At 30.5% G+C, this 24,892-nt stretch carries 29 protein-coding genes; 1 reads left to right on the top strand and 28 read right to left on the bottom strand.

The genetic code is table 11. The features are described from left to right. Nucleotides 1-6: 6 nt before the first annotated feature. The 6 genes from IDG45_RS04385 to IDG45_RS04410 all read right to left on the bottom strand — a co-directional run bounded on the left by IDG45_RS04385 (nucleotide 7) and on the right by IDG45_RS04410 (nucleotide 5,217). Nucleotides 7-609 (bottom strand): response regulator transcription factor, encoded by a 603-nt coding sequence (locus IDG45_RS04385; RefSeq protein WP_000623461.1) that lies wholly within the window; start codon nucleotides 607-609, stop codon nucleotides 7-9. Beyond that, on the bottom strand, nucleotides 606-1,697 hold the full coding sequence (locus tag IDG45_RS04390) for a sensor histidine kinase (protein ID WP_000670291.1): 1,092 nt from the start codon (nucleotides 1,695-1,697) through the stop codon (nucleotides 606-608). The genes IDG45_RS04385 and IDG45_RS04390 overlap by 4 nt, the downstream gene beginning before the upstream one ends. Nucleotides 1,698-1,700: 3 nt before the next feature. Then, complete coding sequence (locus tag IDG45_RS04395; RefSeq protein WP_042907942.1) at nucleotides 1,701-2,432, bottom strand: ABC transporter permease; 732 nt, start codon at nucleotides 2,430-2,432, stop codon at nucleotides 1,701-1,703. Beyond that, complete coding sequence (locus IDG45_RS04400; protein ID WP_072433387.1) at nucleotides 2,407-3,309, bottom strand: ABC transporter ATP-binding protein; 903 nt, start codon at nucleotides 3,307-3,309, stop codon at nucleotides 2,407-2,409. Before IDG45_RS04400 ends, IDG45_RS04395 begins: the two co-directional genes overlap by 26 nt. Before the next feature lie 171 nt (nucleotides 3,310-3,480). Next, nucleotides 3,481-4,962, bottom strand: coding sequence for a cardiolipin synthase (cls, locus tag IDG45_RS04405; RefSeq protein ID WP_001160610.1), 1,482 nt, complete (start codon nucleotides 4,960-4,962; stop codon nucleotides 3,481-3,483). A gap of 57 nt (nucleotides 4,963-5,019) precedes the next feature. Then, nucleotides 5,020-5,217 (bottom strand): hypothetical protein, encoded by a 198-nt coding sequence (locus tag IDG45_RS04410; RefSeq protein ID WP_000435070.1) that lies wholly within the window; start codon nucleotides 5,215-5,217, stop codon nucleotides 5,020-5,022. A gap of 268 nt (nucleotides 5,218-5,485) precedes the next feature. Between IDG45_RS04410 and IDG45_RS04415 the strand changes: the two genes are divergently transcribed. Beyond that, complete coding sequence (locus IDG45_RS04415; protein ID WP_000622699.1) at nucleotides 5,486-6,511, top strand: threonine aldolase family protein; 1,026 nt, start codon at nucleotides 5,486-5,488, stop codon at nucleotides 6,509-6,511. Nucleotides 6,512-7,072: 561 nt separating this feature from the next. On the opposite strand, the gene IDG45_RS04420 is transcribed toward IDG45_RS04415, so the two are convergent. The 22 genes from IDG45_RS04420 to IDG45_RS04520 all read right to left on the bottom strand — a co-directional run bounded on the left by IDG45_RS04420 (nucleotide 7,073) and on the right by IDG45_RS04520 (nucleotide 24,873). Beyond that, nucleotides 7,073-7,267 carry a hypothetical protein gene (locus IDG45_RS04420; protein ID WP_001217295.1) on the bottom strand — a complete coding sequence of 65 codons (195 nt, stop codon included), beginning with the start codon at nucleotides 7,265-7,267 and terminating at the stop codon, nucleotides 7,073-7,075. Nucleotides 7,268-7,277: 10 nt separating this feature from the next. After that, nucleotides 7,278-8,618: a minor capsid protein gene (locus tag IDG45_RS04425; protein WP_001065796.1), complete on the bottom strand. Its 1,341-nt coding sequence runs from the start codon at nucleotides 8,616-8,618 to the stop codon at nucleotides 7,278-7,280. A 254-nt stretch (nucleotides 8,619-8,872) separates the two neighbouring features. Beyond that, nucleotides 8,873-9,082 (bottom strand): helix-turn-helix domain-containing protein, encoded by a 210-nt coding sequence (locus tag IDG45_RS04430; RefSeq protein ID WP_000997672.1) that lies wholly within the window; start codon nucleotides 9,080-9,082, stop codon nucleotides 8,873-8,875. A gap of 403 nt (nucleotides 9,083-9,485) precedes the next feature. After that, entirely contained in the window at nucleotides 9,486-9,914 is a 429-nt protein-coding gene (locus tag IDG45_RS04435) for a protein-export chaperone SecB (RefSeq protein WP_000907423.1), read from the bottom strand. After that, nucleotides 9,914-10,228: a hypothetical protein gene (locus IDG45_RS04440; protein ID WP_000459699.1), complete on the bottom strand. Its 315-nt coding sequence runs from the start codon at nucleotides 10,226-10,228 to the stop codon at nucleotides 9,914-9,916. Before IDG45_RS04440 ends, IDG45_RS04435 begins: the two co-directional genes overlap by 1 nt. Nucleotides 10,229-10,240: 12 nt before the next feature. Further along, nucleotides 10,241-10,744, bottom strand: a complete 504-nt coding sequence (locus IDG45_RS04445; RefSeq protein WP_001019311.1) for a hypothetical protein — start codon at nucleotides 10,742-10,744, stop codon at nucleotides 10,241-10,243. Between the two features lie 193 nt (nucleotides 10,745-10,937). Further along, on the bottom strand, nucleotides 10,938-11,135 hold the full coding sequence (locus IDG45_RS04450; protein WP_001793526.1) for a helix-turn-helix domain-containing protein: 198 nt from the start codon (nucleotides 11,133-11,135) through the stop codon (nucleotides 10,938-10,940). 476 nt (nucleotides 11,136-11,611) lie between these two features. Next, entirely contained in the window at nucleotides 11,612-12,532 is a 921-nt protein-coding gene (locus IDG45_RS04455; protein WP_001140245.1) for a peptidoglycan recognition protein family protein, read from the bottom strand. A gap of 64 nt (nucleotides 12,533-12,596) precedes the next feature. Further along, nucleotides 12,597-12,980 carry a phage holin family protein, TcdE/UtxA-related gene (locus tag IDG45_RS04460; RefSeq protein ID WP_000435147.1) on the bottom strand — a complete coding sequence of 128 codons (384 nt, stop codon included), beginning with the start codon at nucleotides 12,978-12,980 and terminating at the stop codon, nucleotides 12,597-12,599. Beyond that, entirely contained in the window at nucleotides 12,964-13,278 is a 315-nt protein-coding gene (locus tag IDG45_RS04465; protein ID WP_000665466.1) for a hypothetical protein, read from the bottom strand. The genes IDG45_RS04460 and IDG45_RS04465 overlap by 17 nt, the downstream gene beginning before the upstream one ends. Nucleotides 13,279-13,312: 34 nt before the next feature. Next, nucleotides 13,313-13,723: a hypothetical protein gene (locus tag IDG45_RS04470; RefSeq protein WP_000569801.1), complete on the bottom strand. Its 411-nt coding sequence runs from the start codon at nucleotides 13,721-13,723 to the stop codon at nucleotides 13,313-13,315. A 29-nt stretch (nucleotides 13,724-13,752) separates the two neighbouring features. After that, on the bottom strand, nucleotides 13,753-15,561 hold the full coding sequence (locus IDG45_RS13850; RefSeq protein ID WP_078098684.1) for a gp58-like family protein: 1,809 nt from the start codon (nucleotides 15,559-15,561) through the stop codon (nucleotides 13,753-13,755). Nucleotides 15,562-15,624: 63 nt separating this feature from the next. Then, nucleotides 15,625-17,154 carry a phage tail spike protein gene (locus tag IDG45_RS14060; protein WP_000639777.1) on the bottom strand — a complete coding sequence of 510 codons (1,530 nt, stop codon included), beginning with the start codon at nucleotides 17,152-17,154 and terminating at the stop codon, nucleotides 15,625-15,627. Continuing rightward, nucleotides 17,151-17,909, bottom strand: a complete 759-nt coding sequence (locus IDG45_RS04480) for a phage tail family protein (RefSeq protein ID WP_000571592.1) — start codon at nucleotides 17,907-17,909, stop codon at nucleotides 17,151-17,153. The genes IDG45_RS14060 and IDG45_RS04480 overlap by 4 nt, the downstream gene beginning before the upstream one ends. Before the next feature lie 2 nt (nucleotides 17,910-17,911). Beyond that, complete coding sequence (locus IDG45_RS04485; RefSeq protein WP_031927625.1) at nucleotides 17,912-22,093, bottom strand: phage tail tape measure protein; 4,182 nt, start codon at nucleotides 22,091-22,093, stop codon at nucleotides 17,912-17,914. A gap of 57 nt (nucleotides 22,094-22,150) precedes the next feature. Beyond that, nucleotides 22,151-22,375, bottom strand: a complete 225-nt coding sequence (locus IDG45_RS04490) for a hypothetical protein (protein ID WP_000159313.1) — start codon at nucleotides 22,373-22,375, stop codon at nucleotides 22,151-22,153. A 47-nt stretch (nucleotides 22,376-22,422) separates the two neighbouring features. After that, the gene (locus tag IDG45_RS04495; RefSeq protein ID WP_000021684.1) at nucleotides 22,423-22,773 is read right to left on the bottom strand and encodes a hypothetical protein; all 351 of its coding nucleotides are present in this window, start codon (nucleotides 22,771-22,773) and stop codon (nucleotides 22,423-22,425) included. Nucleotides 22,774-22,800: 27 nt separating this feature from the next. After that, nucleotides 22,801-23,484 (bottom strand): hypothetical protein, encoded by a 684-nt coding sequence (locus IDG45_RS04500; RefSeq protein ID WP_000213868.1) that lies wholly within the window; start codon nucleotides 23,482-23,484, stop codon nucleotides 22,801-22,803. A 5-nt stretch (nucleotides 23,485-23,489) separates the two neighbouring features. Further along, nucleotides 23,490-23,927 carry a hypothetical protein gene (locus IDG45_RS04505; RefSeq protein ID WP_000072314.1) on the bottom strand — a complete coding sequence of 146 codons (438 nt, stop codon included), beginning with the start codon at nucleotides 23,925-23,927 and terminating at the stop codon, nucleotides 23,490-23,492. Continuing rightward, on the bottom strand, nucleotides 23,927-24,265 hold the full coding sequence (locus IDG45_RS04510) for a hypothetical protein (protein ID WP_000114215.1): 339 nt from the start codon (nucleotides 24,263-24,265) through the stop codon (nucleotides 23,927-23,929). Before IDG45_RS04510 ends, IDG45_RS04505 begins: the two co-directional genes overlap by 1 nt. After that, complete coding sequence (locus tag IDG45_RS04515) at nucleotides 24,249-24,593, bottom strand: phage head closure protein (RefSeq protein WP_000744618.1); 345 nt, start codon at nucleotides 24,591-24,593, stop codon at nucleotides 24,249-24,251. Before IDG45_RS04515 ends, IDG45_RS04510 begins: the two co-directional genes overlap by 17 nt. Then, a complete protein-coding gene (locus IDG45_RS04520) occupies nucleotides 24,568-24,873 on the bottom strand; it encodes a hypothetical protein (protein ID WP_000406284.1) in 306 nt (101 codons plus the stop codon). The genes IDG45_RS04515 and IDG45_RS04520 overlap by 26 nt, the downstream gene beginning before the upstream one ends. Between the last annotated feature and the right edge of the window lie 19 nt (nucleotides 24,874-24,892).

Below are 24,892 nucleotides of genomic sequence, written 5' to 3' on the forward strand. Positions count from 1 at the left end.
TTATATTTAGATCCAGCCTTTTTCATTCGCCTTTTTCCAAGCATCAAAACGATTATCTGCAAATAATTTATCAATTATAACAGATGTATAATTTCTAACTGTTCCATCTGTCAAAAATAATTTTTCACTTATTTCTTTACTACTTAAACCATTGCCGATTTCCCTTAATACAATTTGTTCTTTTGGTGTTAATGGGTTTTTATCTGTGAAAAATGAAGTCATAAGAGAAGCACTATATTCTTTCTTACCGTTATACACTTTATAAATTGTTTCCACTAATTCTTCTATAGAACGTTCTTTTAAAACATATGCATCCACATCATTTACAACAGCTTTTTCAAAATACCCCGGCCTTTTAAAAGTTGTTACAATAATCACTTTAATATTCAAATGCTTCTTTCTAATTTCTGCTAAAACTTCAAGTCCAGTCATGCCTGACATTTCAATATCTAAAATAACTACATCAGGATGGTGTGCCTCAATAATTTTTATTGCATCGAGACCATTATCTACATCGGCTAAAATTTCAAAATCACCATGTAGTTTAATTAATTGAACCATTGCCTGTCGTAACATATTTTGATCTTCTGCAATAATTATAGAAATCATGCTATTCCCCCTGTAGGCATTTCGATAATTAATTTAGTACCTTTATTCGATTCAACTTCTAATGTTCCATTTAAATGTTGTACTCGTTGTGAAATACTCTTTATTTCACAGCCGCTGTCAATACCTTCTCCATTATCCTGTATAATGAACTGTAATTTATGTTCATTCATAGATCGTAATTGACCATGAACTTTTGAAGCATTTGCATGCTTAATCACATTGTTTATCGCTTCACGAGCAATCATTACTAAAATGGATTGTTTTGTAGGACTCAATAATTGTGCCAATTCTTTATTTTCAAACGTAAACTGAATGTCAGCATCTTTTAAAATTTTACAGATACTCTCAATTTCTTCAATAAATGATGGTAATCTTATATCATCGATAATTTCGCGAACTTTGTTTAATGATTCCCGCGACAACTTATTAATCGCTAACAATTCAGCTTTTGCATTTTCAGTATCAGAATCAATAATTTTATAAGCTAATTCTGATTTTAATGATAAACTTGCAAACACATGACCAAGCGTATCATGTAAATCTTGACCTATTCTATGACGCTCTTGTTCAGTTATTAACGTATTAATATATCGATTTTTTTCTTCTATTTCTTTTTTATATTCACGATCTTTCACTTTTTTTAAATTATCAAACACGATTAACAAAATAACAACATAATAAATCGTCATTGCAACAAAATAGTCGTTATGTACTAAGTAAGTAATTGTTAAACATATAATCATCGTTAAAATGAAAAGATTAGTTGCCATTTTTTTAACATTATTTTTAAAAGTAAATGGAATGGCAAAAGCACTATAAAAGAAAAACAAACTTAGCATTGGATGTACACTGAAAACAAAATAACAAATAATAAAATAATGAATAATAAACAAAATGTAAAACATTAATGTATTAAGTCTATTATTTACTATAACTAATATAAGATACGACAACGAAAAGACAATGACTGATATAATATACAACCATTTGGGACCATACACTTCATTAAAAAATATACCGGCAATAGGAAAAATCAGATAAAGTATAGACGATATTTCAGCAATTGAAGTATCTTTTAAAAATTTCATATTTTATTCCGCCCTTTTAAAATGTCTAATACAATATACTGCTATAATACTCCCTAAAGCATACAAGAGTATTATAACAATTGATATTAAACTGATATGATGATTTGAAGCAATATCTACACCTAGTTTACGCAAATGATAGCTCGGTAAAACATGAGCAACATGTTGAAGCCAATTCGGAAATGTGTTTATCGGAAACCACAATCCACCTAATACTGCTAATCCAATTGTTACGATATTGGCTAAAGCACTTGTTTTTTGAATATCATTTAACAAAGAAAATAATATGCCAAAAGTTATTAATAGAGACGCACCTAACCATAAAAATATTCCTGACTCTAACCATTGAACTGCACTCATTTCAACACCTTTATAAAAATGTCCTATCATAAAAATCACTATAATTGCAATTGCAAATTGTGCCATTGTTTTAACTATTTTAGAAATATAGTAACTAGCAGGTGTTAATGGTGTCGCCATTAGTTTTTGACGCCATCCATTTTGTTTTTCATTAATAATATCTATTGGAAAGGCCATTAAACTAAAACTTATCAAACTATAAACCGTCATACTATACATGTATTCTTTATAGAATCTAAGTTTGACATCGCTTGGTAAATCTAATATTGAAGTAAACAAGATATAAAATATTGCTGGGAAAAATATTGATAAAAATAAAGCAGTTTTTTTACGAAACAAAACTTTAAACTCAAATTTCAAGTAATTTAGGACCATATATAGAACCCCTTTGCTTTTTATTGTTAAAGTAAGTATCGATAATAGATACTTTATGTATTTCAATATCATTTAAATTAATATGATGTTGCAGTAGATATAAAATAGTATCACTTACATTTGAAGTAAGAATTTTAATCGTACCATTATGATTCATTAGTATTTTTAATTCATTTGCGTCTTGTTTTAACTTTGATAGATACTCATCGGATAGCGTAATCTCAGATTGCTGATTTACTTTAAAATGTGACGTATCATCATTTAGTTTGACCTCACCATTTTCTATCAAAATAATTTTGTCGGACATGCGCTCTACTTCTTCTATATAGTGCGATGTATAAAGAATCGTCCGATTTTCTTCTTTTAACTTAGCTATTATTGACCAAAAATATTCTCTCATTTCAATATCCATATTTGACGTTGGTTCATCTAACAAAATAAGCTGTGGTTGTCCTATTAAAGATATTACAAAATCAAGTAATCGTTGTTGACCTCCAGATAATTTATTTGCAAATTGATTCAATTGATTAGAATTAAACTTTGTTAGTTCTATTATTACGTCCAATGTTAATGGATTTTCATAAAATGATTGATATAATTTGATAATTTCAATTACCTTCAATTGATCTGGAAACATCGTTTTTTGAAACATTATACTGCGATTTTCACTTTGCAATAATTTATCTGTATCCAAAATCACGCCATCATCAGCAATTATTTTATTGCTTAAAATATCAACTAATGTTGATTTTCCAGCACCATTTTTTCCGATTAATGCGATACATGTACCTTTTTCAATATCAAATGAAATGTTTTTTAAAACACGCTTTTTCTTAAATGATTTATTAATATTAGATATTTGAATCAAATGAATCACCTCTTAATATTTTATTAATTTAAGATTAGTAAATTTATTCGATTTAAAATAGGATACTTTGTCATTGGTTCAAAATGACATTTGTCACTTCATTGGTTTACATAATATTGTTATAGTTATTAATTGCAGAAATAAAAAAAGCCTCATTAAAATGAGACTTGAAATTATTCTTTATAAAATTGGCGAAACTAATTTAGCTAACGATTCTTTAAACTTAACAGACAATGGTCTATTAGCATAAGATTCTTCAGTAAGTTGTTTTGATTTTGTAATATCATGTTCATAAGCTGCTCTTAAATCTTTAGCAAGATTTTCATCATATACAAAGGCATTTACCTCAAAATTTAATTCAAAACTTCTAAAGTCCATATTTGCTGTGCCCACTGATACGATTTCATCATCAATTAAACACATTTTAGAATGAATAAATCCATTTTCATACGTATAAATTTTAACACCACTGGATAATAAGTCAGAAGCATTTGAAAATGTCGCCCAATAAACTAAAGGATGATCTGGCTTACATGGAATCATTAGATGAACATCTACCCCTGATTTAGCTGCAATTTTAATGGCATTTATATATGAGTTATCCGGAATGAAATAAGGCGATTGCAAATATACCGACTTCTTAGCGCTCATAATCATTTTTGTATATCCATATTCAATTTGATGCCAGTCACTGGCGGGACCACTTGCAGCAATCTGGATTGGCGCATTACCGAATGATTTATTCTTTTTAGGAAAATATTTTTCATCATATTCAAATTGAGGTCGATGTGCTTGCGAATTCCAGTCTAAAATAAATCGCAACTGCAGTGCATCAACCGCATCCCCTTGTATACGTAAATGCGTATCTCTCCAATACCCTAATTTTCCTAAACCTAGATATTCATCACCAATGTTAAATCCTCCGACATAACCTAGTTGACCATCGATTACGATGATTTTTCTATGATTTCTATTATTCATTCTGAAATTCAATAACGGTAATTTAGAAGCAAAAAATGCTTCAACTTCTCCACCTAACAATTTAAAATGATCAAAATTAGCCATCTTAACTTTCTTTGAACCAACGTCATCATATAAAATTTTCACTTCTAGACCTTGTTTCAATTTCTCTTCTAACGCTTTTAAAATTCTTTGGCCTAAGCCATCTAGAGCGAATGTATAATACTCTAAATGGATGTATTCTTTAGCATTTTTAATATCTTGTAAAACTTGATCATATAAATCATTTCCATCAATAAAATGATTAATTTTATTGTTTTCAGTTAAAAAGCCATCTTGATCCATTAACAACATACGTACCAAATCATGGTGCTTTTGAACTTGTTTATTATCTGTACCATAATTACCTTTATCAAAGCTTTCAATTTGCTGCTTTAAAAGCGCATCAAAATCTGTTAACACGTTCCCATTATTTTTATTTAGTTTACGCGCAGAAACCGTTCTTCCAAAAAATAGATAAAGGATAAAACCAATTAATGGTAATACAAAAAGTACAAATAACCACGCCCATGTTGAACTGGCTGTACGTCTATTTCTTTCTAAAAAAATAATAATAAACGCTAGTACCAAATTAATGATAAAGGCAATTGCTAAAATAATGGTAAAAAGTGTTCCTAAATCATTTGAAAATGAAAATTGCATAGTTTATTTCTCCTATAAAGAAAGGCACAAAAAAACTTTTGTACCTTTCGTTCCAGATTATTTATTTACAGATAGAGTTAATATTGCATTAAACTCTTCTTCATTATTTGGAAATGTTCTTTCTTCAATTTCTTTTATTGTAATATTTACTAATTTCAAATTTGCAGCTTCTTCAGAACCTAAAAATTCATTGATATTTGATTCTAATAATTCTAAAGTCTCAGCAGTAAAAGTTTTAAGTTTAATTTGTTCCATTTAAATCCCCTCTTTTCTCTATTTCCTAAATCATAGAACTTTTAACAGTAAAATTCAATCATTAATATATGTGTTTCGGCATGCAAAGTAATTGTGGTAAAAAATTAATTAATTTTCATAATGTATTGTTTGATGTATAATATATTTATTCAACTTCGCGATAATGCGATACAAACTTTAACCATTCATAATACATTTTAAATATCGAACTAGTTTTGAAATTGGTTTATCTTATTAAAATGTTGTATTAGTTTTAGGGGGAAATGTAGTGATTTCATTTGAAAATGATTATTTAGAAGGTGCTCATGAAAAAGTATTAAAACGATTAGTAGATACAAATCTTGTACAAGCTTCGGGATATGGTTTTGATCAATTCACAGCTCAGGCAATTGAAAAGATTAAAGATACAATTGATTGTCCAAATGCTACTATTCGTTTTTTAGTAGGTGGAACACAAACCAATCAGGTTGTTATTAATTCAATGTTAGAAAGTTACGAAGGGGTCATTTCAGCAGACACTGGTCATGTTGCTGTGCATGAGGGCGGTGCAATTGAATATAGTGGACATAAAGTAATTACTATACCCTCTAAGGAAGGAAAAGTTAGTGCTTCAGATGTTGAAACTTACATGGAGACATTTAAAAGTGATTTTAAAAAGGACCATATGGTATTCCCAGGGATGGTATATATTTCTCATCCTACAGAATATGGCACATTATACTCTAAATCAGAATTGGAAGAGTTATGCAAAGTATGTAAGCAATATCAGCTTCCATTATTTATGGATGGTGCACGATTAGGGTATGGATTGATGAGTGATCAATCAGATATGACCATTAAAGACATCGCTAAATATTGTGATGTATTTTATATAGGTGGTACGAAGATAGGTGCATTATGCGGAGAAGCAATTGTTTTTACGAAGAATAATGAACCGAAACAATTTACCACTCGAATCAAACATCACGGTGCCCTTTTAGCAAAAGGACGGTTAACAGGCATACAATTTTTAGAATTATTTACGGACAATTTATATTTTAATATAAGCAGACATGCTATCGAAATGGCAAATAAGATGAAAGACGGGTTTATAAATAAAGGCTATCGTCTTTACTTTGATTCTCCAACCAATCAACAATTTTTTATTTTAAGTAACGAGAAAATAGCAGAGTTAGAACGAAAAGTTAAATTTGCTGTTTGGGAAAAATACGATGATCAACATCGTGTTGTTAGATTCGCAACCAGTTGGGCGACAACCGAAGAAAATTTAAATAAACTATTAGAATTAATCTAATAATGCTGTTATATGTCATCTGGCAAATCATTTATTAATTAATCAAGATCAGTTGAGTAGTTGTGTTTATTTATATATGAAACTGCTCATTTGTAGCCGTTGATGATATAAAATTACATTATTCCAAAACAAGGTACTACAGATTATTGAGTATCTTGTTTTATTTTATTTATATATTTAAAAATGTTAATTTGTGCTGTATTTACTTTAATTTGACGAGATTTGAGAAGTATTATGATAGTTTTAGTTATTTTATGAAAGTGATGTATTAACAATCGAATTACTAAGTCTATATTGGTAGGAATATCGATGTTTAGTTTAAATGAAATGCACTATTTAAGTTTTTAATATGGAGATGTTTGTGACTTTTCGATGATTAAGATTTTTATAGGTGTGCATCTTTTCAAATAAACTTTGTGTTTAAAATTGAGCTTAGGAAATCGATAGGTTTAGATGAGGATATTGTTGAAGGTATGTGTCTTGTATCCTTAGTTGTTAAAAAAGTGTATAAAAATAGCACCGCTTTCTCTTTATCTGTGTAGAAAGGATGCTAATTTGTAATTATTTTAATAATCTAATACTTTTTATCTCAGTTTCATCAAACGAATAAACAGCAAAATCAGTCTGTATATCTACAACAAGATTTCCTGTTTCACTCTCAAATTCATTTTCATAGTCAGTTACAAACCCTTCGTATTCTTCATTATTCAAAAGCGTGATAATAACATCTTTACGATATGCATCTTCAATTCTCAATACTTTTCACCTACTTATCAATATAAGGTACTATATGAGCACCTGTCTTCGAATAATGCACTTTTCCTTTTCTGGTTTCAATATACACATTATCGATATGTACTTTTCCAATAATTTGATTAAAATTAATAATCTCTTTCATATCAAATAGCTCATCACTTAATATTAGATTGCCTGTTGACATTTTTTCTCTTAACAATTCATTCAATAAATCTATAGAAAGTATTGTATAGCTAGGCAATTTCTTATTATTTAAAATGGCTCTTTTTTTATTTTCATTATATAGATGATGACCTAACATATGTCTATTTTGTTTTTCGCAATTTATTTCTATTTTTATTTTACCACTTTCAATCATTTCTTTCATCTGATTTTTAGCTTTTTCCTGTAATTTTGCTTCTTTTACTTCTACTTGATATTTACCTTCACGCTCTTTAAAGAACTTGTCTCGCCAATTGCCGACATCTGGCACTGTGATACTTCTACACCAAGGATGCATAGGTGGCGCATTCACACCTGGTATCATATCTTTAACTTTAAATATTTTTCCGTTGAGTGAATGACATAATTTAGATGTTTTACTATCTATTTTGGCAACATATTTATATTCGCCATCTTCACCAAGTTCTTTTAAATATGTTAACTTTTGTGATTCTGCTTGAACCCTTGCCGATTCAGTGACTAACAATCTACTGGCGTTATAAGTCGTTGATTGTGTTTTCTTTTTAAACAGTGGTACAAATTCATTTGGATGTCGACCACGAATCAGTACATGACTAGTTACCTGTTCTACCTCTTTTTGTACCAATGCCATATCTTTCCATAATCTCTGTGACCATGTCACACCTTTAAAGTTACTATTAACCACTGCTTTTACTTCAGCATCATCTATCTTTACATGTTCACCTAAAATATGCGCTTGTCTTTCTACTTCTCTATCCACAGCTTCAACTAAGTCATCTTCTAGTTTACTTTGAAGATTCAATCCAGTATCTCTGACAATTAAGTCAAGCTGTTGCTTTAATAATTGCTCTCGTGAAATCTTCATTGTTAAGTTATATAACTTTAATACACGATTTGCTTCTTCACTAAAGTCTTTACGTCGAACATACATTTTAGCTTTATGTCTAAATGCCTTTACGTCAAACGCATCAGCATTTTTCTTAACTTCTAACATTGTTAATCCAGCAGTGGTTGCATATTTGGCATAAAATGCCAATAATTCTTTAGCAATTTCTGCATACATCTGTAAAATAATTCGTTCTATCTCAGTTGTTGCTTGTGCATCCGCTTGTATTTCACTCTGTATAACATTTTGAGCTCGTTCTAGCCAATATTTTGAATTATTCATTGTATTGGCCACCTAAAATTAAATAGTGGTACTGATCTCTTTCCCATTCAGATACTTGAGTTCTGTTCTCAAAAAATAGAGTTTTATTGTATTATGTGATGGTAAAATCCCATGATTACGGCTTTTATCTTCATATGTTATTTAATGAATTTTTTATTTTGTTGCCCATTTTGTTGCCCAATTTAGACATTTTTAAAAACTGGGCAACTAATAAGGCTCTATCCCTTATGTATCAAGAGATAGAGCCTTGTTTTTTAATCTTCATTCATTATTTCTAATTGTTTTTGATAATTATAGAGTTTTTCCGCTGTTTCTAAAGTTAAATTTTTTAATGAATTTTTATCATTTTTCAGTCTACCTATTTTCGCTCTACTAACCCCTGTTCCTTTTTCAATCTGATAAGCGGTTATATCTGAATCAAGCAATTTTTTTATAGTAACGTATACTTCTTTAAAATCATTCATTTATAACACCATTTTAAACACTATAATTACCAAAATAGCAAAGCATATTCCGAATATGAACTCCGCTTTCTCTTTTTTACTTGTTTTACGTATTTTAAAAGTAATTTTCATTGTACAGTGGTGAAGAAAGTATTATTATTAAATTGTAGGAGGGGAAGTCCCTCCTGACTCATTAACGCTCGAATGTCCATTCAATCTTTATAAAGTAGAGATTTATTAAGATTAACAATTTGGTACATTTGAGCTTTTTTATTCCCTTCACTTTCGTCACCACTTTCACCTCCTTGAACTTTATATATACATTATACACCTATTAGTATACGTACATCTACTATAATTGTAAAAAAATATAAAAAACCATACCATTTTAGGTACGGTTTTTCAAAATATAAGTTAATAGTTATTAACCCTCTGTAATATTTATATTACCTTTCTCGGCGATTTCATGTGCAATGTTTCTTACAGGCATATTATAACTAGGAAATCTATTAGATTTGCCAGTTAACTCACTTACAATAGATCTTAAATAAGGAAATAATATCGCTATTGCATTAGTTTTTAAAAATTCTTTAAATTGAATACCATCTGATTCTTCAGAATTATATTCAAAATACCCCACTATACTTGCATCAAATGAAAAAGGCACATCACTTGTTTCTTTAAGTTTAGCTTGTAACGTTATAATCGCCACATCTTCTTCTTTACTAATATCAATGTCCGCAAAAACTTCTTCATTTATTGAAATTTCTATAGTATTTTCTGCATCAAAATTAGGATTTGTTTTGTAATACATAGTGTCCACTATATAATTAATAAAACTTATTCCTGCCATTATGCTGCCTCCGAGATAAGTGTTTGTTTATTAATTTTTTCATTCATCGAATAATTACTTTGTGTATTACGATATGGTGATTTATTAAATCCATGTACTTTATTAGTATAAAAACTTTTGTCAAAAAAGTTACTATAATAATTTGAGTGTTGAGTATTATTATCTTTTAAACCTAATTCAGTGATAGCGTCCCATTTTTCTAGCTGACCATTTTCATTTCTAAAAAACAAACCTTTTCTGCCCATTGCTTCTAAGGGATTTACTTCCACACCTACTTCTTTAGCAATTCTTTTTACTTTATTAATATCAAACATAATGATTCCTCCTTACTCAACGACTCTTAATTTATTATACACTATACATGTTGTATCATGCACACAAATTTGTTTTTCTGTTCTCTCATATCCAATTCTACTAAACTCTTCTTTATATTTTTTGTTAGTAGATGGAAGAGTTGCCATAATAACTTTAGCTTCTACATATTGCATATACATAGTAGTAATTTGACATCTTCTAATTATTTTATCACTACTAAAAACAAAACCTCCTTGCTTTTCTATGGATTGTATGAAGCTTCCAAATTTATCTTCTTCAGAAGGCTTATCTAAATTCACTAATTTATCTTCTTGAACCGATATAGGAGCTTCAATGATAACTGGTTCATTTTTATTTTTACTCCACCACTGGGCTTTTTCAATTAACTCATAAAAATAAACACCATGTCCTAACCATTCATTTACTTTAGACGATTTGTTGAAGGTAGAGTTTTTAATTATTAGATTAGCCGCACTTTTTGTAGTACCGTGATAGCCTTTTATTTCGATATTCAAACTGCATCCCCATCTTTCTGAAGATATAAAACACAATAATATTATACTTACTATCTATATTAGTCAATAAGAATTAGTATAAAAACAACCAACGATAATAAAAAGGTTATTATATATACGTAGTCAGTTTTTTACCACTTTTTAAAATTAAATCCTCTAAATAGCGGGATTAGTTACCAGAAAAGTAGTTATATTATAATACCTTTTTAGCATATTCATATAAGATCTTTGCATTCTTTAAGCTTAAATTTTCTATTCTTCTTTCTCCACGGCGCATAGCATTAATATTACCGTAACTTATCCCAGTATCTTTATTAATTTGATAACTCGATATCTCTTTGTTTTCTATCAACTTTTTGATTGTATTGAATATTTCATCATAGCAATTCATAAATTAGATGAGGCGAAAATTTTTAATTTTTTAGAATATCAATAGTAGTATAACTAAAATGAAAATACCGATTGATAAACAAAAAGATATTTTTTGTTTTGTTTCTCTTTTCATATAGTGTTACCTCCTTTATAATGAGAGGTAAGAACCCCATTTCGGGGTCTTACCTTAGAACGTTCTGCGAATGAATTCAATGAGTAGTAGTATGAAAGTCCCTATTTTCAAATAGTACTCAACATTTTCGCGACGTTCTTTTTTTATTCTTTTTTTCGCCTCATCTCTTCACCTCCAGTAATTTTTTTGTAGTTCAAATTAACTACAATAACATTATAACTCATTTGAACTATAAAGTAAAGCTATTTCAGTATTTTTTCAGAAAATTACAAATTTTTTCAACTACAACACAACATATTTGAAGCACCTACAAATTATCAATTTACATAAAAAAAGACAGCCATTTCTGACTGCACTTTGATTTAATCTTTATATTCTTCATCTACTTCAATCGTATGTTTATGTACCCACCCATTATTACTTGGTGAATAAGTTCTACACCAAATATTGCCTTGTGGGTCTTGAATTTCTTCATAAATATATACAATTGAACCCGCTTCAAGCACATCTTTTTCGTATGCAAAGCTATAATTATCAAAGCTATTGCCTGCACGTTGACGTAATGAAGCATCGTACTTAATTGTACCTCTGTAATATGGTTCTTCTGACCAAACTTTAATGCGTTGACATCCTACTGGTTTCTTTTCAATGATATCATCATCACTTGGTTGATTTACAACTTCATTTGTATCAACCTCATTTAGACCATCAATATAACGTTGCACTAAGTTATCAATTACCTCGATATCATCTCGAGCATAACCACATGCCTGTAATGCGTTACCTGGGTCACGCTTATCAGCTTGAATGTCCTGATGACCTGGACATTTATGCCAATGATTAATACCCCATGAATCTACTAAAGTAGCAAATACTCTTGCGAAATTATCTAATGCTTTTAATGAACGCTCTCTATCATCTTCGAAATAACATAATTCGCCACCAAATGCTGCATCATTTGCATCGTCACCAAAGTAATAATTATCTGTCGGTGTATCATATAACACATGCCATGCCTTTTCATCTAATGGTACACAAATAATACATTCTTTATCATCTACAAAGAAATGCGCAGATGCTGTTGATGCCCAATCTTGTAAGTAGGTACTTTTGTAATAATTCACATTTTGTTGTGCAGTACTTCCCGGATTCCCCGTATCATGATATACCGCAAAAATTGGCTTACCTGTATCCAAAGCTTGCCCAGTTCGTCTTGTTCCAAATGGAATAAAATCCGTATAAACGTCAACACCATTCCAATTACCTAAATATGACTTTGCCATAAATATCACTCCTTAAATTTTGACATAAAAAATACGACTTACTTAGTCGCTTTGTTTTCGTTGTTTACTTTTCATTTTGATTTTCAATTACACCTAAACGCTTTTTTAAAACATCTGGAATTGGTACACCAATAATTGCACAATTTTCGACAACACTAATCGCCTCACCAAATAAATAAAATGAGACTGTTCCATTTACAATCACACCGTCTGCCTTAAAAAATAAATCTGCAATATTCGCAACAATAATTACAATAAAAATCGAAATCTTTTTTGCTAATCCTAAATTTGCAATTGAACTTTTTAAGCTATGATTTCGCATTGCTTTTATTACACCACTTAAAATATCCAAAGCGATTAAAAGAATTAATATATCAATAATTGTCCAAGAACCTGTATAGAATAAACTTGAAAAACTTTCAATTTCTATATTATTGATTTGTTCCATGTTCTACACCTCCATCAACTTGATTATTAGCAACTGGGTCATTATCTGTAACTTTTGTAACTTTAACTTCTTCTTTGTACACATCTACAAAACTGCTCACATTTGATAGTCGATAAATTAAATTTAACGAATTTGCAATTGCCGTTGCATCTGCTTCTGTGTCGTAAAATGTTGGTGTTTCGCCTTCTGGTATACCGTTAAAAGTAAAGGCGTAAGCACTATATCTTAATTTTTGACTTTCCCTTTCCCCATTTTGTCCAACATACACTCTTACTAAATAAAATCTTGTTTCTTTCATGTTACTCACACTCCATCATTTAATTTAAAATCTATTAATCAACATCAAACAAATTGCATAATAGTTCATAGGTTTCAGCTTCTTCTTTCTCTAAAACAATATCTAATTCGTTTAATGATTGTTTTAACGCATCTTTTACTAGTGGATATTCACTCAAATCAATTTTTGAAATTTCATTGAATAGTATTCTATCTTCTTTTTCGAATTGTATACGTTTATTTATATCATCAAATTCAACTAAATTATCTTTAACTATTGGATTACCTTGATTATCCTTCTTAGCAAATTGTTGAATTAATTCATTAGATGCATTGGTCAAATCTTCAATTTTATTGTCTAGCAATCTAATAAATTTTGTTCTGTGTCTTGATAATTTCGGTTTAAGTTTTAATCCATATAAAAAAGACCTAGTTTTCACTAAGTCCGAATTCTTAATCTCAATCATTCAATTAACCACCTTAAAATGAATTATTATTAACGATCAACTAATTGTTTTAATGATACTCTACGCCCATTAATTAAAACGTAGACATCATAATTAGCTATTTGAATACCATATCTCTCGTTATCACTCATTATCCCTGTTATTGTACCGGGATAAGTTACCACTCTTAACGTGTCATTTATACCTTCAGTCCATAAAGTTCTGAATTTATATTCTCTTTGTCCTAATTCATATTTATAATTAGCAGGATTGTTACCATAAAACGCTCTGACATTACTATGCACAGAAGGTACTCTGAAATTTTCTAAAGTCCAACCGCCAGTGTCAGCACTACCCCCATGACTGTCGAATAATACTTGGTCAGCTATGACATCAACTTTTGATAAATTATAAACCTTATCCGCTTTTGCTGTGTGACATTTTATACCTGAAAAATGCCCTGTAGTTGAACTAGCAATTAAATCCCCACTAGTTCCCATTACTACAGATGGGTAATTATCCCCAGCTGATTTAGTAAAATTCAAAAATGCACACGTGCCATTGTAACCTTGATAAATACTGTTATCCGTAGTATGAAACACTATTCTAGAAGAGCCGTAATAGTTAGTAACTGAGCCATCATAAAAATCAAAATTATTATGCTCTAAATCCCAAAACATACGTTCGTTTCTAGATCTAATCAAACCACCTCGAATACGTCCTGCATCAATGTCAATTGCTTTAATCCAATCTACAAATGCGCTTCTTGCTGTCAAAATATTAACAAATTGATCATCAGACACTAGTTTATGGATTAATGCACTATCAACGTTAATCGCATTTGCACTAATACTATTTGTAGTAATTAATCGAGACCTCAACTCACCCACATTTTGATAAACTGATTCCAAAGTTTTTGTTTTAATCACATTTGATAATATCGAATTAGCTGTTAATCGATTAACTAAAATATTATTTGACAATAGCTTGTTAACAAAAGCATTATCAACCTTTAGCATATTAGCCTCAATTGTATTCGTATCAAGAATATTTGTTCTTAAATATTGGATATCTCCGCGAACCGCTTCAAGTGCTTTTGTAGTAATACTATCCGCAACAACCTTTATTTCCGCCTCAACATCTTTTATATTCGGTGACCAATCAGTTGCAATTGTACCTTTTTCCAATTGGATTTTACCAATGTATACAACAGAATTAACACTTTCAGACGTGAAATGAAAGCGGAAATATATATTATTACCTGTGTTGAATTTAAATGTCATTCGTTGTTTAGTATTAGTAACATGTTTATACGTATCTATCGTATGAAGATACTGTTTTGGTACTAAATCCCTGCCATCCTCACTTAAAATTTCAATAGGTGTATACGCTGTCCCGATATTTGATTTTGAAAAAGCATCATAGCTAAGTACATAATCGGTATTCGGCAGTAATTTAACAACTTGATTCGTTTGCCATAAACGGCCGGCGCTACTACTAAAATCAGAAGAATATAAGTAACCGTCTACAATTCTCCCTGAATTTTCTATAATAGAATGATTAAAAGGCGTCGTATAATTTGCTGTTCCTTTTAGTAAATTAACTGCACCAACTTTAAAATCATCAACTTTTTGATTAATTTGATTAATTCTATCATTAGCTTGATTGTAATTAGAATTAGTATATTGAAGTAATTCACTTTTCACTTCTAATAACTTTGCGTTATTTGTAGACTGCATTTGACTAAATTGTGTACTCACATTTTGTTGTAATTGATTTAGAGCTAACGTTGTATTATTTGAGTTCGTTTCAAGCGTACTATTAAGAGAATTAAATTGATCATCAAAATTAGCACTCATCACGTTCACTCTGCCGTCTATCGTCTGCTTATAAGTATTTATATCGTCTCTTATTAATCCCGTTTAGTATTCCAAATGATTGTTAAAATTTTCTTTTTCTTTATTTATTAACTCTACATAATAATAGTTCATTTCGTTCTTAACATCTTCAATGTCATCTGAAGTTTTATAATTTTGCAAAATCGATTGTGTCGTATTTGAACTAACTGTATTACTTTGATATACATAACTTTCAGTTTTATCTCCAAAAGTTACTTCAATGAATTCTTTTTTCATGGGACTATATTTTGTTGCAATTACTCTTTGGCGTTGGTCAACATCATGTGTTAGATATCTAACAATAACGGTATCGCCTAATTGCACCTGCTCATTTTGCAACACATCCAACCCGACTTTTATTGATATTTTAGGAAAATCAACATGTTGCTTACTAAAATAACCTTCTGCGTAATTAGTTAATTCATCAATTGTTTTAAGTTCATTATTTTCAATAATCTCTTCATAAATTTCAGGGTAATCATTAATAAATGGACTATCTACCGTAACTGATAAAATAATATCCTCATTAATTGCAGATAAATCATCTTTGTGTTTTGCTTTCAATTTTTGGATTTCAGCTTTTTGCATATCCGCATGTTGTTTTGCAATCAGCTTTTCATGTTCAATTTTAGCTTGTTGGTTATCATATTTAGCTTGAATTTCTTGTCGTATTTGCTCAGCACTCTTAAATTCTTCATGAACCATTGATTTGTACTTCTTATGTTTTTGAGCTTCAAAATTCATCTTTTTAAGTTCTTGTTTACGAATTTTAGACTCAATTTCACGTTCCATACGTTGTCTACGCTTTTCACTTGCAATTTGTTTATTATATACCTGTTGTTGTTCTTTTAATGCATTCAATTCATTAGTTTGTTGTTGTTTTATTTTTTCTCTATCAACATCTGGTTTAAATTTAGAAGTAACTGTAACACGTGTAATAACGTCATCATAATTTTCTTCTTGAGAAAATGAAGTGATATTTTTATTTGTCGTATAAATAAACTGTGTGTCAGTGCCTAATCTTCCAAAAGAAATTCTATCAACATTAAAGTCTAAATCTAAATTTGATTGCTTCGCCATTTCAAATAATACATTTAAAGCATAACGATCTTTGTCATTTTCTTTAGTAAACGATTGATAACGTACTTGTTTATTAGTTACATTACTCCAATATTTAACTGATAAATTTGGTGGCGTTTTGAATGATTGAACCCATAACCTTAAGGCGTCTAATGGTAATGTATTTTCAACAACAAGAGGATTAATGTACTTTTTAGACAAATCAAACAATAGTTGATATGCCGTATATTGTACATAATCCTCTTCTTTATCTATATATTTAACTCTGAAAATATTAAAACCATTTTCCCTGAAATGTTCGCTCGCTTTGATTAAATTATTTTTTTCGATAAGTTTATGTTGGCCAGATTCATTAATTGGAATTTTAAAAGTTAATTTATAAATACCATTCAACTCATGTTCAATAACATCATCATAACTTTGTGATAAGGGTAAACCATTCCAGTTTAAATCATTACTTTGTAAGTAAATCACATTAATTCACCCCATCTACAATTTATAATTATACTTCTGACATTTGGTGTCGCGCTAATGCCCGAACGTCCTGGTGGGATTTTAAAAAATTCTCCAATCATACACTCGTTTTGTAATCCGAATCTATCGCTTACATTCTGTCTCCCCGGAAAACATTCAACTTCTAGATATAAATTCGGTGCTTTAATCGTTATGTTTTCATCACCAATACTAATAATTGCACGTTCATTATCGGTAGTTTCAATAATTAAGCGAGGGTACATATGAATGCCACTTTGATTATCTATTACTTTTTGATTTGGGAAAATAATTTGGGCTGTTTCATTCGTGTCTTCATCAATAAAACTAAATGGTTGACATGTAAAAACAACATCAAATTCATATCCACCAAAATCATCAACTTCTGCACGACCAACATCTACTTTTAAAACACGGTAATACCGTTCAGGGTTGTCAAATGGCTTTAGATAATTCACTTTACTACTTGAATCACTTTCACTCATTCTAGAATTTAGCCATTTGAAAAGAGGTGCAATTTCAATTAAAGAATCAGCTAATACATAAAATTTATACTTTTTCTCTATCGTACTGTAATTATCACTCGTCTTTACATATGCACCATGCATTTGATCCGTAGTAATAATTTTTGTTTTTCGTTGAGGGATATTTATACCATCATTCACTTCAACAAATACTTTAAATGGAAATTCACTCGTTTTTCTGCCATTGTATTCTAGAGCATTTAATTCAATCAAAATTATGCACCTCCTATCATTTGCTGTTCTGCAAGGGTTCGTTTTAAATGTTGTTCCATCTTATTAATTAATCTGTTTTCATCCGCTTCTTCTTTAACAACCATGTCATTCAAATTAATATTAACAACAACGCCAGCGTTTGAATTTTTACCGCCCGTGTAATCTTGAAGTACACCTTCAATACCTCGCATTTTTTCCCTACTGTTTAATGGCGTGATCGTAACATTCCCTCTGTTAACACTAAATATTTCGGGTCCTGCTTCTCCAACAATTCCTGTATAAGTACCTGGTACAGAATGAGATTGAATATTACCACCTTCAGCATACGCATCTATATGTCCACCTTGCGCATGTTCATTATTAAAGAAATTACGCACAACGTTAATTGTAGATCTAATAAAACGAGGGATGGAATTCAAAGCACCTATTGCTGAATTAGATTGCTCAACTGCATTTGATGAAACATGGATGCTTTTTTCTGGAATATCAGTCCAGTTATAACGATCTACAGCATGCTTTGCATCATCAGTAAATGCTTTCGCATTACCTGTAGCTGGTAAATGTTTGGTTGGTATACCTGTACTATTAAATAAATTAATGGCACTTTGTGCTATACCAGTAAAAGGTGTAGCATTTCCGGTTGCTGATAATACTTTTGTTGGAATTCCAGTCGAATTAAAAATGTTAAGTTTATCCTGCGCTTCATCTGTGAAAGGACTAGCGTTTCCGGATGCTTCTAAATTTTTCGTGGCCATTTTTGTGTTATTGAAGTCATCTAGCTTACCTTTAGCTTCAAACGCTTTTGCTGACGCTTCATCTTTAGCTTTTAATTCTTTCACTTGTATCTCAAGTTTATCTATTTGTTCTAAAGCTTTCTTTACTTTTTTTGTTAAATCACTTACTTTATCTTCAGCTTTTAGTATTTTTTTATCTGCTTGTTTTTTATTGTAGTCTATAATTTTTTCTTTTGCTTTAATCGTCTTTTCTGACGCTTCGTCTTTGGCTTTAAGTTTCTTAATGTCTGCTTTAATATTGTTATAATCTTCAATAGCTTTTTTGGCTTTGTCTTTAGCTTCTTTCGTTTCATCTTTAAGTTTTAATACTTTTTCATCAACTTTTTTATTAATATATTCATCTAAAGATTTATTTGCTTTATTCGCTTCTTCTGTCGTTTTATCTTTTGCTTTTAGCTCTTTTTCTTTAACTTCTTTTTCATTATGTTTATCAACAGCTTCACTAGCCTTTTTAACTTCCTCACTAGTTTCATCTTTAGCTTTGATTTTTTTCTCTTTAACATCTTTATTATCATAATCCTCTAAAGCTTTCTTTAAAATCTTCATGGCTTCTTCTGTACTTTTAGCCTTTTTAATACTGTCCTCAGTACTACTACTGATAATATCAGCATGTTTGAGTGCTGCTAAACCACTATCCGTTAACATTTGTTGTAAATTCTCACTAAAGAATTTTTGTGCTTCTGTGTTATCGGTAATAGCCTGACCTGTTGATTCTGATAATTTTAAATAAGCTTGTGTAACACTAGCTACTTCATCTGATGTTAATTTTCTATGTTCTTGCGCAGCATTAGCCATAATATTTCTTATTTTCTCTTGATTATCTTGTAAAGCTTTAACACGTTTTCCATACTCATCATTGATTTTTTGTGTTTCTGATTGATACTGTTCTTGTGTTAAAATTCCATATTCTTGGTCCTGCTTAAGCTTGTTTAATTTCTCTTCTTTCTCTTTATTCAAACTATTGACTACTTCATCAGTAACTCTTTTTGTAGCTTCAATAGTTGCGGATGCTGTTTCTCTAGTAACTACTTTACTTTTTTCAGCCGTTTTAGCAAATTCTGTAAATGTATTGCCTAACATTGTGGCGTAATTTTCATAATTTTGTTTTGCATTGTCAATATCTTTTTTATCTAAACCTAAATCTTTTAATTTTTCTTTAAGACCTTCGATATGTTTAGTAGTATCTTTAGCAATGCCCATAAATATTTTGCTAGATCCTTCAATCTTTTTCTCGTATCCATCCCAACCTTTTTTCATTGTTTCTTGCACGTCAGTATTTTGTTTTTTCAGACGCTCAGTTACTTCTTTATAGGTTTCTCCAGTTTTCTTTGTCGCATCTTGTATTTGTTTTTGTGAACCTGACGCATCTTTTGCTCCACTAGTTATCGTTTTATACCAATCTTCATATTTACCTTTAGTTTGATTGACAGCTGTTTTATGATTTTCATCATCTTTATGTAATTCTTTATAAATTAAATATCCTACTCCTGCAGATGCACCTACAATTGCTCCAAAAGCTAATCCATATGGATTACTTAATAATGGTGCCAATGCGCCAACTTTTTTAGCCATTGAACCTATTTTACTCACACCAGTTGTTGCTTTCCCTGCACCTTTAGTGATTTTAGCAGTACTAGAAGTCAGCTTTCCAAAACCTTGTGCAAGACTACCAACACCTCGAACCACACCACCAATACTTCTAAGTATGCCCCCAAATCCTAAAGATAGAGGTCCTACTGCAGCCGCTAATGCTGCAATTTTAACAATCGTATCTTTTGTTTTACCATCTAAATCACCAAATTTATTCGCTAATTCTGTAGCTTTATTAATTAAAGGTATGATATGTGGTAAAACTTTAGCGCCAATTGTTTCGGCCAATACTTTAAATGACTCTTTCATTTTATCGACATTTTTCGAAGCAGACTCACCCATCTTTTTAGCTAATTCATCTTGATATTTAGATGCATCTTTTGTACTTGAAGATAAATCTTTAATAGATTTAGAACCGGCTTGAATGAGGGGGTTAATACCTTTCATTGCTTGTGTATTAAAAATTGTATTGAGCGCAGCATTTTTCTGTTCATCACTCATACCCGCAGTTGCTTTTTCAATGTCACTTAGTATGTCAGGGAATGCACGCATTTTACCGTTAGCATCAAAAGCAGAAACACCTAATTCTTTTAATCCTTTAGATTGTTCTTTAGTTGGTGTAGCTAAATTTTGAAGTGCATTCATCAAGTAGGTACCCGCTTCGCCACCCTCAATACCGCGGTTGGCCAAAATACCTAATGTTGATGCCATATCTTCTAGTGACTGATTATTATTTGCTGCCATAGGACCTACATTTTGCATTGCTTCACCTAAATCACTGAATCCGGCTGATGTTTTATTTGCTGCAAATGTTAATACTGATGTAACTCTATCCGTATTTGTTAACATTTGATTTGTGTCATCTACTTTCAAACCAAATTGCTCGAGCACATTTGAAGATACATTCATTACAGTATTAAAATCATCTCCAGATGCAACTGTAGCTTTTAAAATACTAGGCATTGCTCCTGAAACTTGATTAAAAGTAAAACCTTTCTTTATCAATTCATTCATACCATTACGTATAGACGCACCAGCCACACCATATTCTTTAGCCATATTTTGAGATGATTTCCCTAATTCCTCAACTTGAGATTTCAATTGACTAGCAGATTGCGAACCATCATCAAGTTGTACTTTCATCTGGTTCATTTGATTGTCAAAATCAATATATGCCTTTGTCGCATAACCGAAACCTGCAACGATTGGCGTCGTTACTCTTGTCGTCATAGTCTTGCCTAAATTTGTCGCTTTATTTCCAGCATCATCAAATTTATTACCTACAGTTTTTAATTTTTCAGATACATCTGCAAAACGACCACCCGCATTACGATATTCATCTATCATTTGACTTGCTGCATTTTTAGCTTTAATCATTTGTGTTTCAGTTCTAGCGATTGTTGCATTTAATTTATGAAGTTCTGCATTATTCAGTGATTCTTTTGAACGTAATTCGGCTAAAGCATTACTTAGTTCTGTAGTATCTCCCTTAGCAGTTTTCATTTTATTTTCTAACTTATTAATTTCACTAGCAAAAATACGAGATGATTCTGATAATTGTTTTTGCCTATCTTGCAATACATTTAATTTAGCTTGTGCTAGCTTTGCTGTATTTCCTAAATCTTTAATAGCTAAACCATATTTTTTAGATGCTGATGCATTGTTACCTAATGCCACAACATTCCTTTTTGATTCTTCAGCCATTTGTCTCAATGCAGCAGTAGCACTTTTTAAATCAGCTTTATATTGCGCTGTGCCATCAGCTGTTAATTTAACACCTGCTCTTTTTAATTCTGGCATCTTTTCATCCTCCTTTCTTTGAAAATAAAAAGGGCTATAAAATATCTATAGCACTTACTATAAAAATTCTACAGCCCTCACTTCCTTGTATTCTGAATTAGATTCTATATTGTCATTTTCTTGTTTTGCTTCCCTCAGATTTCTTTCAAACTCTTCAAATGATTCATCTGATAAGAAGACTCTTCCGACCAATTTATTTTTATATTGTTGTTCATTATGCTGGTTTATCAGCATATAAATAGTCGCTAAATCATACTCATATAAAAACTCTTCTTTTGTCATATGGAAGTATGTTTTCGCGCAATAAAAAAGAAAGTCCCAATTATGAATTATTGGTCTGACTTTCCCTCACTTTTGTTTTTTGCTTCTTTTGTTTGATTATCATCAACATCATATAATGCTGTTTGGAAATCAATAATAAATTGAGCTAGTTCAATCTCATTTGTATTCTCTAATACTTCTTCTAATGTTGTTTCAAATTTGTTTGCTTTAAGAATACATACAACAACTTTAGCAGTAGTAAGATTGTTTTCAGTTTCATACAAATTCGATAGATCGCCTTGCTTAATTCCAAAATCTTCTTCAAGATATAACCAAAATGCAGTGTTAACGTTGTATGATGTTTTTGTTCCAGTAATACTAGATTCAAAAGTTTTTAGTTTTGTTTTAAAGATACTCATGTATTTAACTCCTTACCTTCCAAGTTATTAAGAAACTCTATTTGTTGATGTTGTCGTTGATGCAGATGTTGTTGATGAGGTATCAGTATTTTTATTCAATTCTGTTAAACCTGCTTTGTTATAGAATCCTTTTTCTAACAACTTACGTTCATCTAATGTTTTGTTTTTACGTAAATCAGCTTTGTAATAGATGTTAGACTCTTCTTCTTTTCCTGTTGCTAATGGCATAGCAATAATGTCAAATTGTTGCATTTGTTCTTTTTTGTCTTCAGCTTGAGATTCAACGTTTAAATCGGTAGGTTGAATTTGACATTTAGGGAAGTTAATAATAATTTTTTCGCCATTTTCATCAATCATTGGAAATGCGAAGCGAAAGTATTTTTTAGTGCCTTTACCGCCCATACCATATACACCATCAGCTAACTTTGTTGCTCCTGATACTTCTTCTTCAAATCCATCAGGTAAATATCCTGCGTCCAACGTAATCGTCGCTTTAGATGCTTTTCCTAAAACACTATGTAACGCACTAGATAAATAAATGTCTTTAGATTTATATTCAAGTTTTGTTTTCAACTTATCTAATGAGGGAACCTCAAAAACTCTACTATCATACACTGGTGCAGTAGTTGGTGTTTCTTCAGTTGTCATAATTTGAAAAAACCCATTTCCAATACCAGTTAATAATGCTTTCTTTTCAAAAGTTGTAGTCATAATTATCATTCTCCTTCTACAAATTTTTTAATGTTATTTTCAAATTTTTCTTTGCCTCTATCAAATGCCGGCCTTAAATGCGGTTTAGGTGGAATATATGTTGTACCTTTTTTATAATTTCTTTTACGCTTACCTTTACTGCTACGTGAAGAATATCGTTTGCCACTCTTTCTTCCTGTTGCATGAAATCCAAATTCATGAAAATAAAGATGGAAATTTGGACGATTCATCCATCCAATTTCAACACCGTTACTTACTTTTTCTATTTCAATACCTGACACACCTTTACCACTTTTATGCAATCCTAATCCAGTAGCAATATTCCGTGCGTCATCTCGAATTTCTATAGCTTCTTCATATATTTTCTTTTGAATTGAATCTACTCTAGTAGACAAACGTTCTAAATCTATAATTGCATCTTCAAAACCAAATGTATTACTCATTAAATACATACCTCTAAAATGTAATGGAAAATAGTTTCTTCTGTATCTTCATCTGGTTCAACAATTTCAGTCCATTCATTCGTAACAAGATTAGCATTCTCAAGTGCATTCATTATAGAAATTAATATTTCATCATCTTCAACATCTCTAGGTACCTTGTCAAAATAACTAATCTGATATTTAACATGTCTATAATGTTTTCTATCTGATAAACGAATTGCTCTATGACTGATGACATTTGTAATGATTTTGGGTAATGTCATGTCATCCGAATAGCCATGAGCAATATTAATATTTAGTGGTTCTAATGCTTCAAAAATTCTACTTTTTACGCTCATCTTTAACCACCTCAAACAAACTTAATTCAGTTTCATTTTTATTATAATTATGATAAACACGAGAGATGCCATAAACTTTCCCATTAATTTTCACTTTCATATGACTATTAATATCTGTAGTTTTAGAAATCGCTACACGCATTATCACAACTGTATCTACTTGCATAGCAAAATATTGCTCTTCAGAAGTAATACCTAGTTTTCTGAACCAAAATCTTTTAAATGTTGAATAGTCACTTCCAATTTTTGTATGATAACGATCATACAGTGTTTGTTGTACTAAAAGTTCTAAAATTCCATCATTATACGTCTGATTTTGTTTCTTCATTCTCTTCACTACTTTCAAAAAACAATCGCATTTGTAAATCAGTAATTTCACGCGCAAAGTTTCTTTCAAAATGTTCAAGAACGTCATTATAAATGTATCTCACACGCTCAAACACTAACTCTCTCGCTTGTTCATTTGAATTAATATCAAATTCACCACATGTATTTTTTAATTTAACTATTGAGGAAACAATCATCTCAATTAAATTTTCATCTGATTCTTCATCCAAAATATGCAATCGATTTTTTAGCTTTTCTAATATGTCATTTGAAATCTCCATCGCGTGAAACCACCTTTGT

The sequence above is a fragment of the Staphylococcus sp. EG-SA-10 genome (genome assembly GCF_017151945.1).
Lineage (GTDB): Bacteria > Bacillota > Bacilli > Staphylococcales > Staphylococcaceae > Staphylococcus > Staphylococcus aureus.

Coding starts and splice junctions, on each gene's coding strand:
- IDG45_RS04390 (WP_000670291.1), bottom strand. CDS start 1,697: ATGAAATTTTTAAAAGATACTTCAATTGCTGAAATATCGTCTATACTT.
- IDG45_RS04495 (WP_000021684.1), bottom strand. CDS start 22,773: ATGAGTATCTTTAAAACAAAACTAAAAACTTTTGAATCTAGTATTACT.
- cls (WP_001160610.1), bottom strand. CDS start 4,962: ATGCAATTTTCATTTTCAAATGATTTAGGAACACTTTTTACCATTATT.
- IDG45_RS04430 (WP_000997672.1), bottom strand. CDS start 9,082: ATGAATGATTTTAAAGAAGTATACGTTACTATAAAAAAATTGCTTGAT.
- IDG45_RS04435 (WP_000907423.1), bottom strand. CDS start 9,914: ATGGCAGGAATAAGTTTTATTAATTATATAGTGGACACTATGTATTAC.
- IDG45_RS04510 (WP_000114215.1), bottom strand. CDS start 24,265: ATGAGCGTAAAAAGTAGAATTTTTGAAGCATTAGAACCACTAAATATT.
- IDG45_RS04425 (WP_001065796.1), bottom strand. CDS start 8,618: ATGAATAATTCAAAATATTGGCTAGAACGAGCTCAAAATGTTATACAG.
- IDG45_RS04465 (WP_000665466.1), bottom strand. CDS start 13,278: ATGAAAGAAACAAGATTTTATTTAGTAAGAGTGTATGTTGGACAAAAT.
- IDG45_RS04395 (WP_042907942.1), bottom strand. CDS start 2,432: ATGGTCCTAAATTACTTGAAATTTGAGTTTAAAGTTTTGTTTCGTAAA.
- IDG45_RS04455 (WP_001140245.1), bottom strand. CDS start 12,532: ATGGCAAAGTCATATTTAGGTAATTGGAATGGTGTTGACGTTTATACG.
- IDG45_RS04410 (WP_000435070.1), bottom strand. CDS start 5,217: ATGGAACAAATTAAACTTAAAACTTTTACTGCTGAGACTTTAGAATTA.
- IDG45_RS04500 (WP_000213868.1), bottom strand. CDS start 23,484: ATGACTACAACTTTTGAAAAGAAAGCATTATTAACTGGTATTGGAAAT.
- IDG45_RS04490 (WP_000159313.1), bottom strand. CDS start 22,375: ATGACAAAAGAAGAGTTTTTATATGAGTATGATTTAGCGACTATTTAT.
- IDG45_RS04450 (WP_001793526.1), bottom strand. CDS start 11,135: ATGAATTGCTATGATGAAATATTCAATACAATCAAAAAGTTGATAGAA.
- IDG45_RS04385 (WP_000623461.1), bottom strand. CDS start 609: ATGATTTCTATAATTATTGCAGAAGATCAAAATATGTTACGACAGGCA.
- IDG45_RS04520 (WP_000406284.1), bottom strand. CDS start 24,873: ATGGAGATTTCAAATGACATATTAGAAAAGCTAAAAAATCGATTGCAT.
- IDG45_RS04460 (WP_000435147.1), bottom strand. CDS start 12,980: ATGGAACAAATCAATAATATAGAAATTGAAAGTTTTTCAAGTTTATTC.
- IDG45_RS04485 (WP_031927625.1), bottom strand. CDS start 22,093: ATGCCAGAATTAAAAAGAGCAGGTGTTAAATTAACAGCTGATGGCACA.
- IDG45_RS04440 (WP_000459699.1), bottom strand. CDS start 10,228: ATGTTTGATATTAATAAAGTAAAAAGAATTGCTAAAGAAGTAGGTGTG.
- IDG45_RS13850 (WP_078098684.1), bottom strand. CDS start 15,561: ATGAGTGCTAATTTTGATGATCAATTTAATTCTCTTAATAGTACGCTT.
- IDG45_RS04470 (WP_000569801.1), bottom strand. CDS start 13,723: ATGATTGAGATTAAGAATTCGGACTTAGTGAAAACTAGGTCTTTTTTA.
- IDG45_RS04505 (WP_000072314.1), bottom strand. CDS start 23,927: ATGAGTAATACATTTGGTTTTGAAGATGCAATTATAGATTTAGAACGT.
- IDG45_RS04515 (WP_000744618.1), bottom strand. CDS start 24,593: ATGAAGAAACAAAATCAGACGTATAATGATGGAATTTTAGAACTTTTA.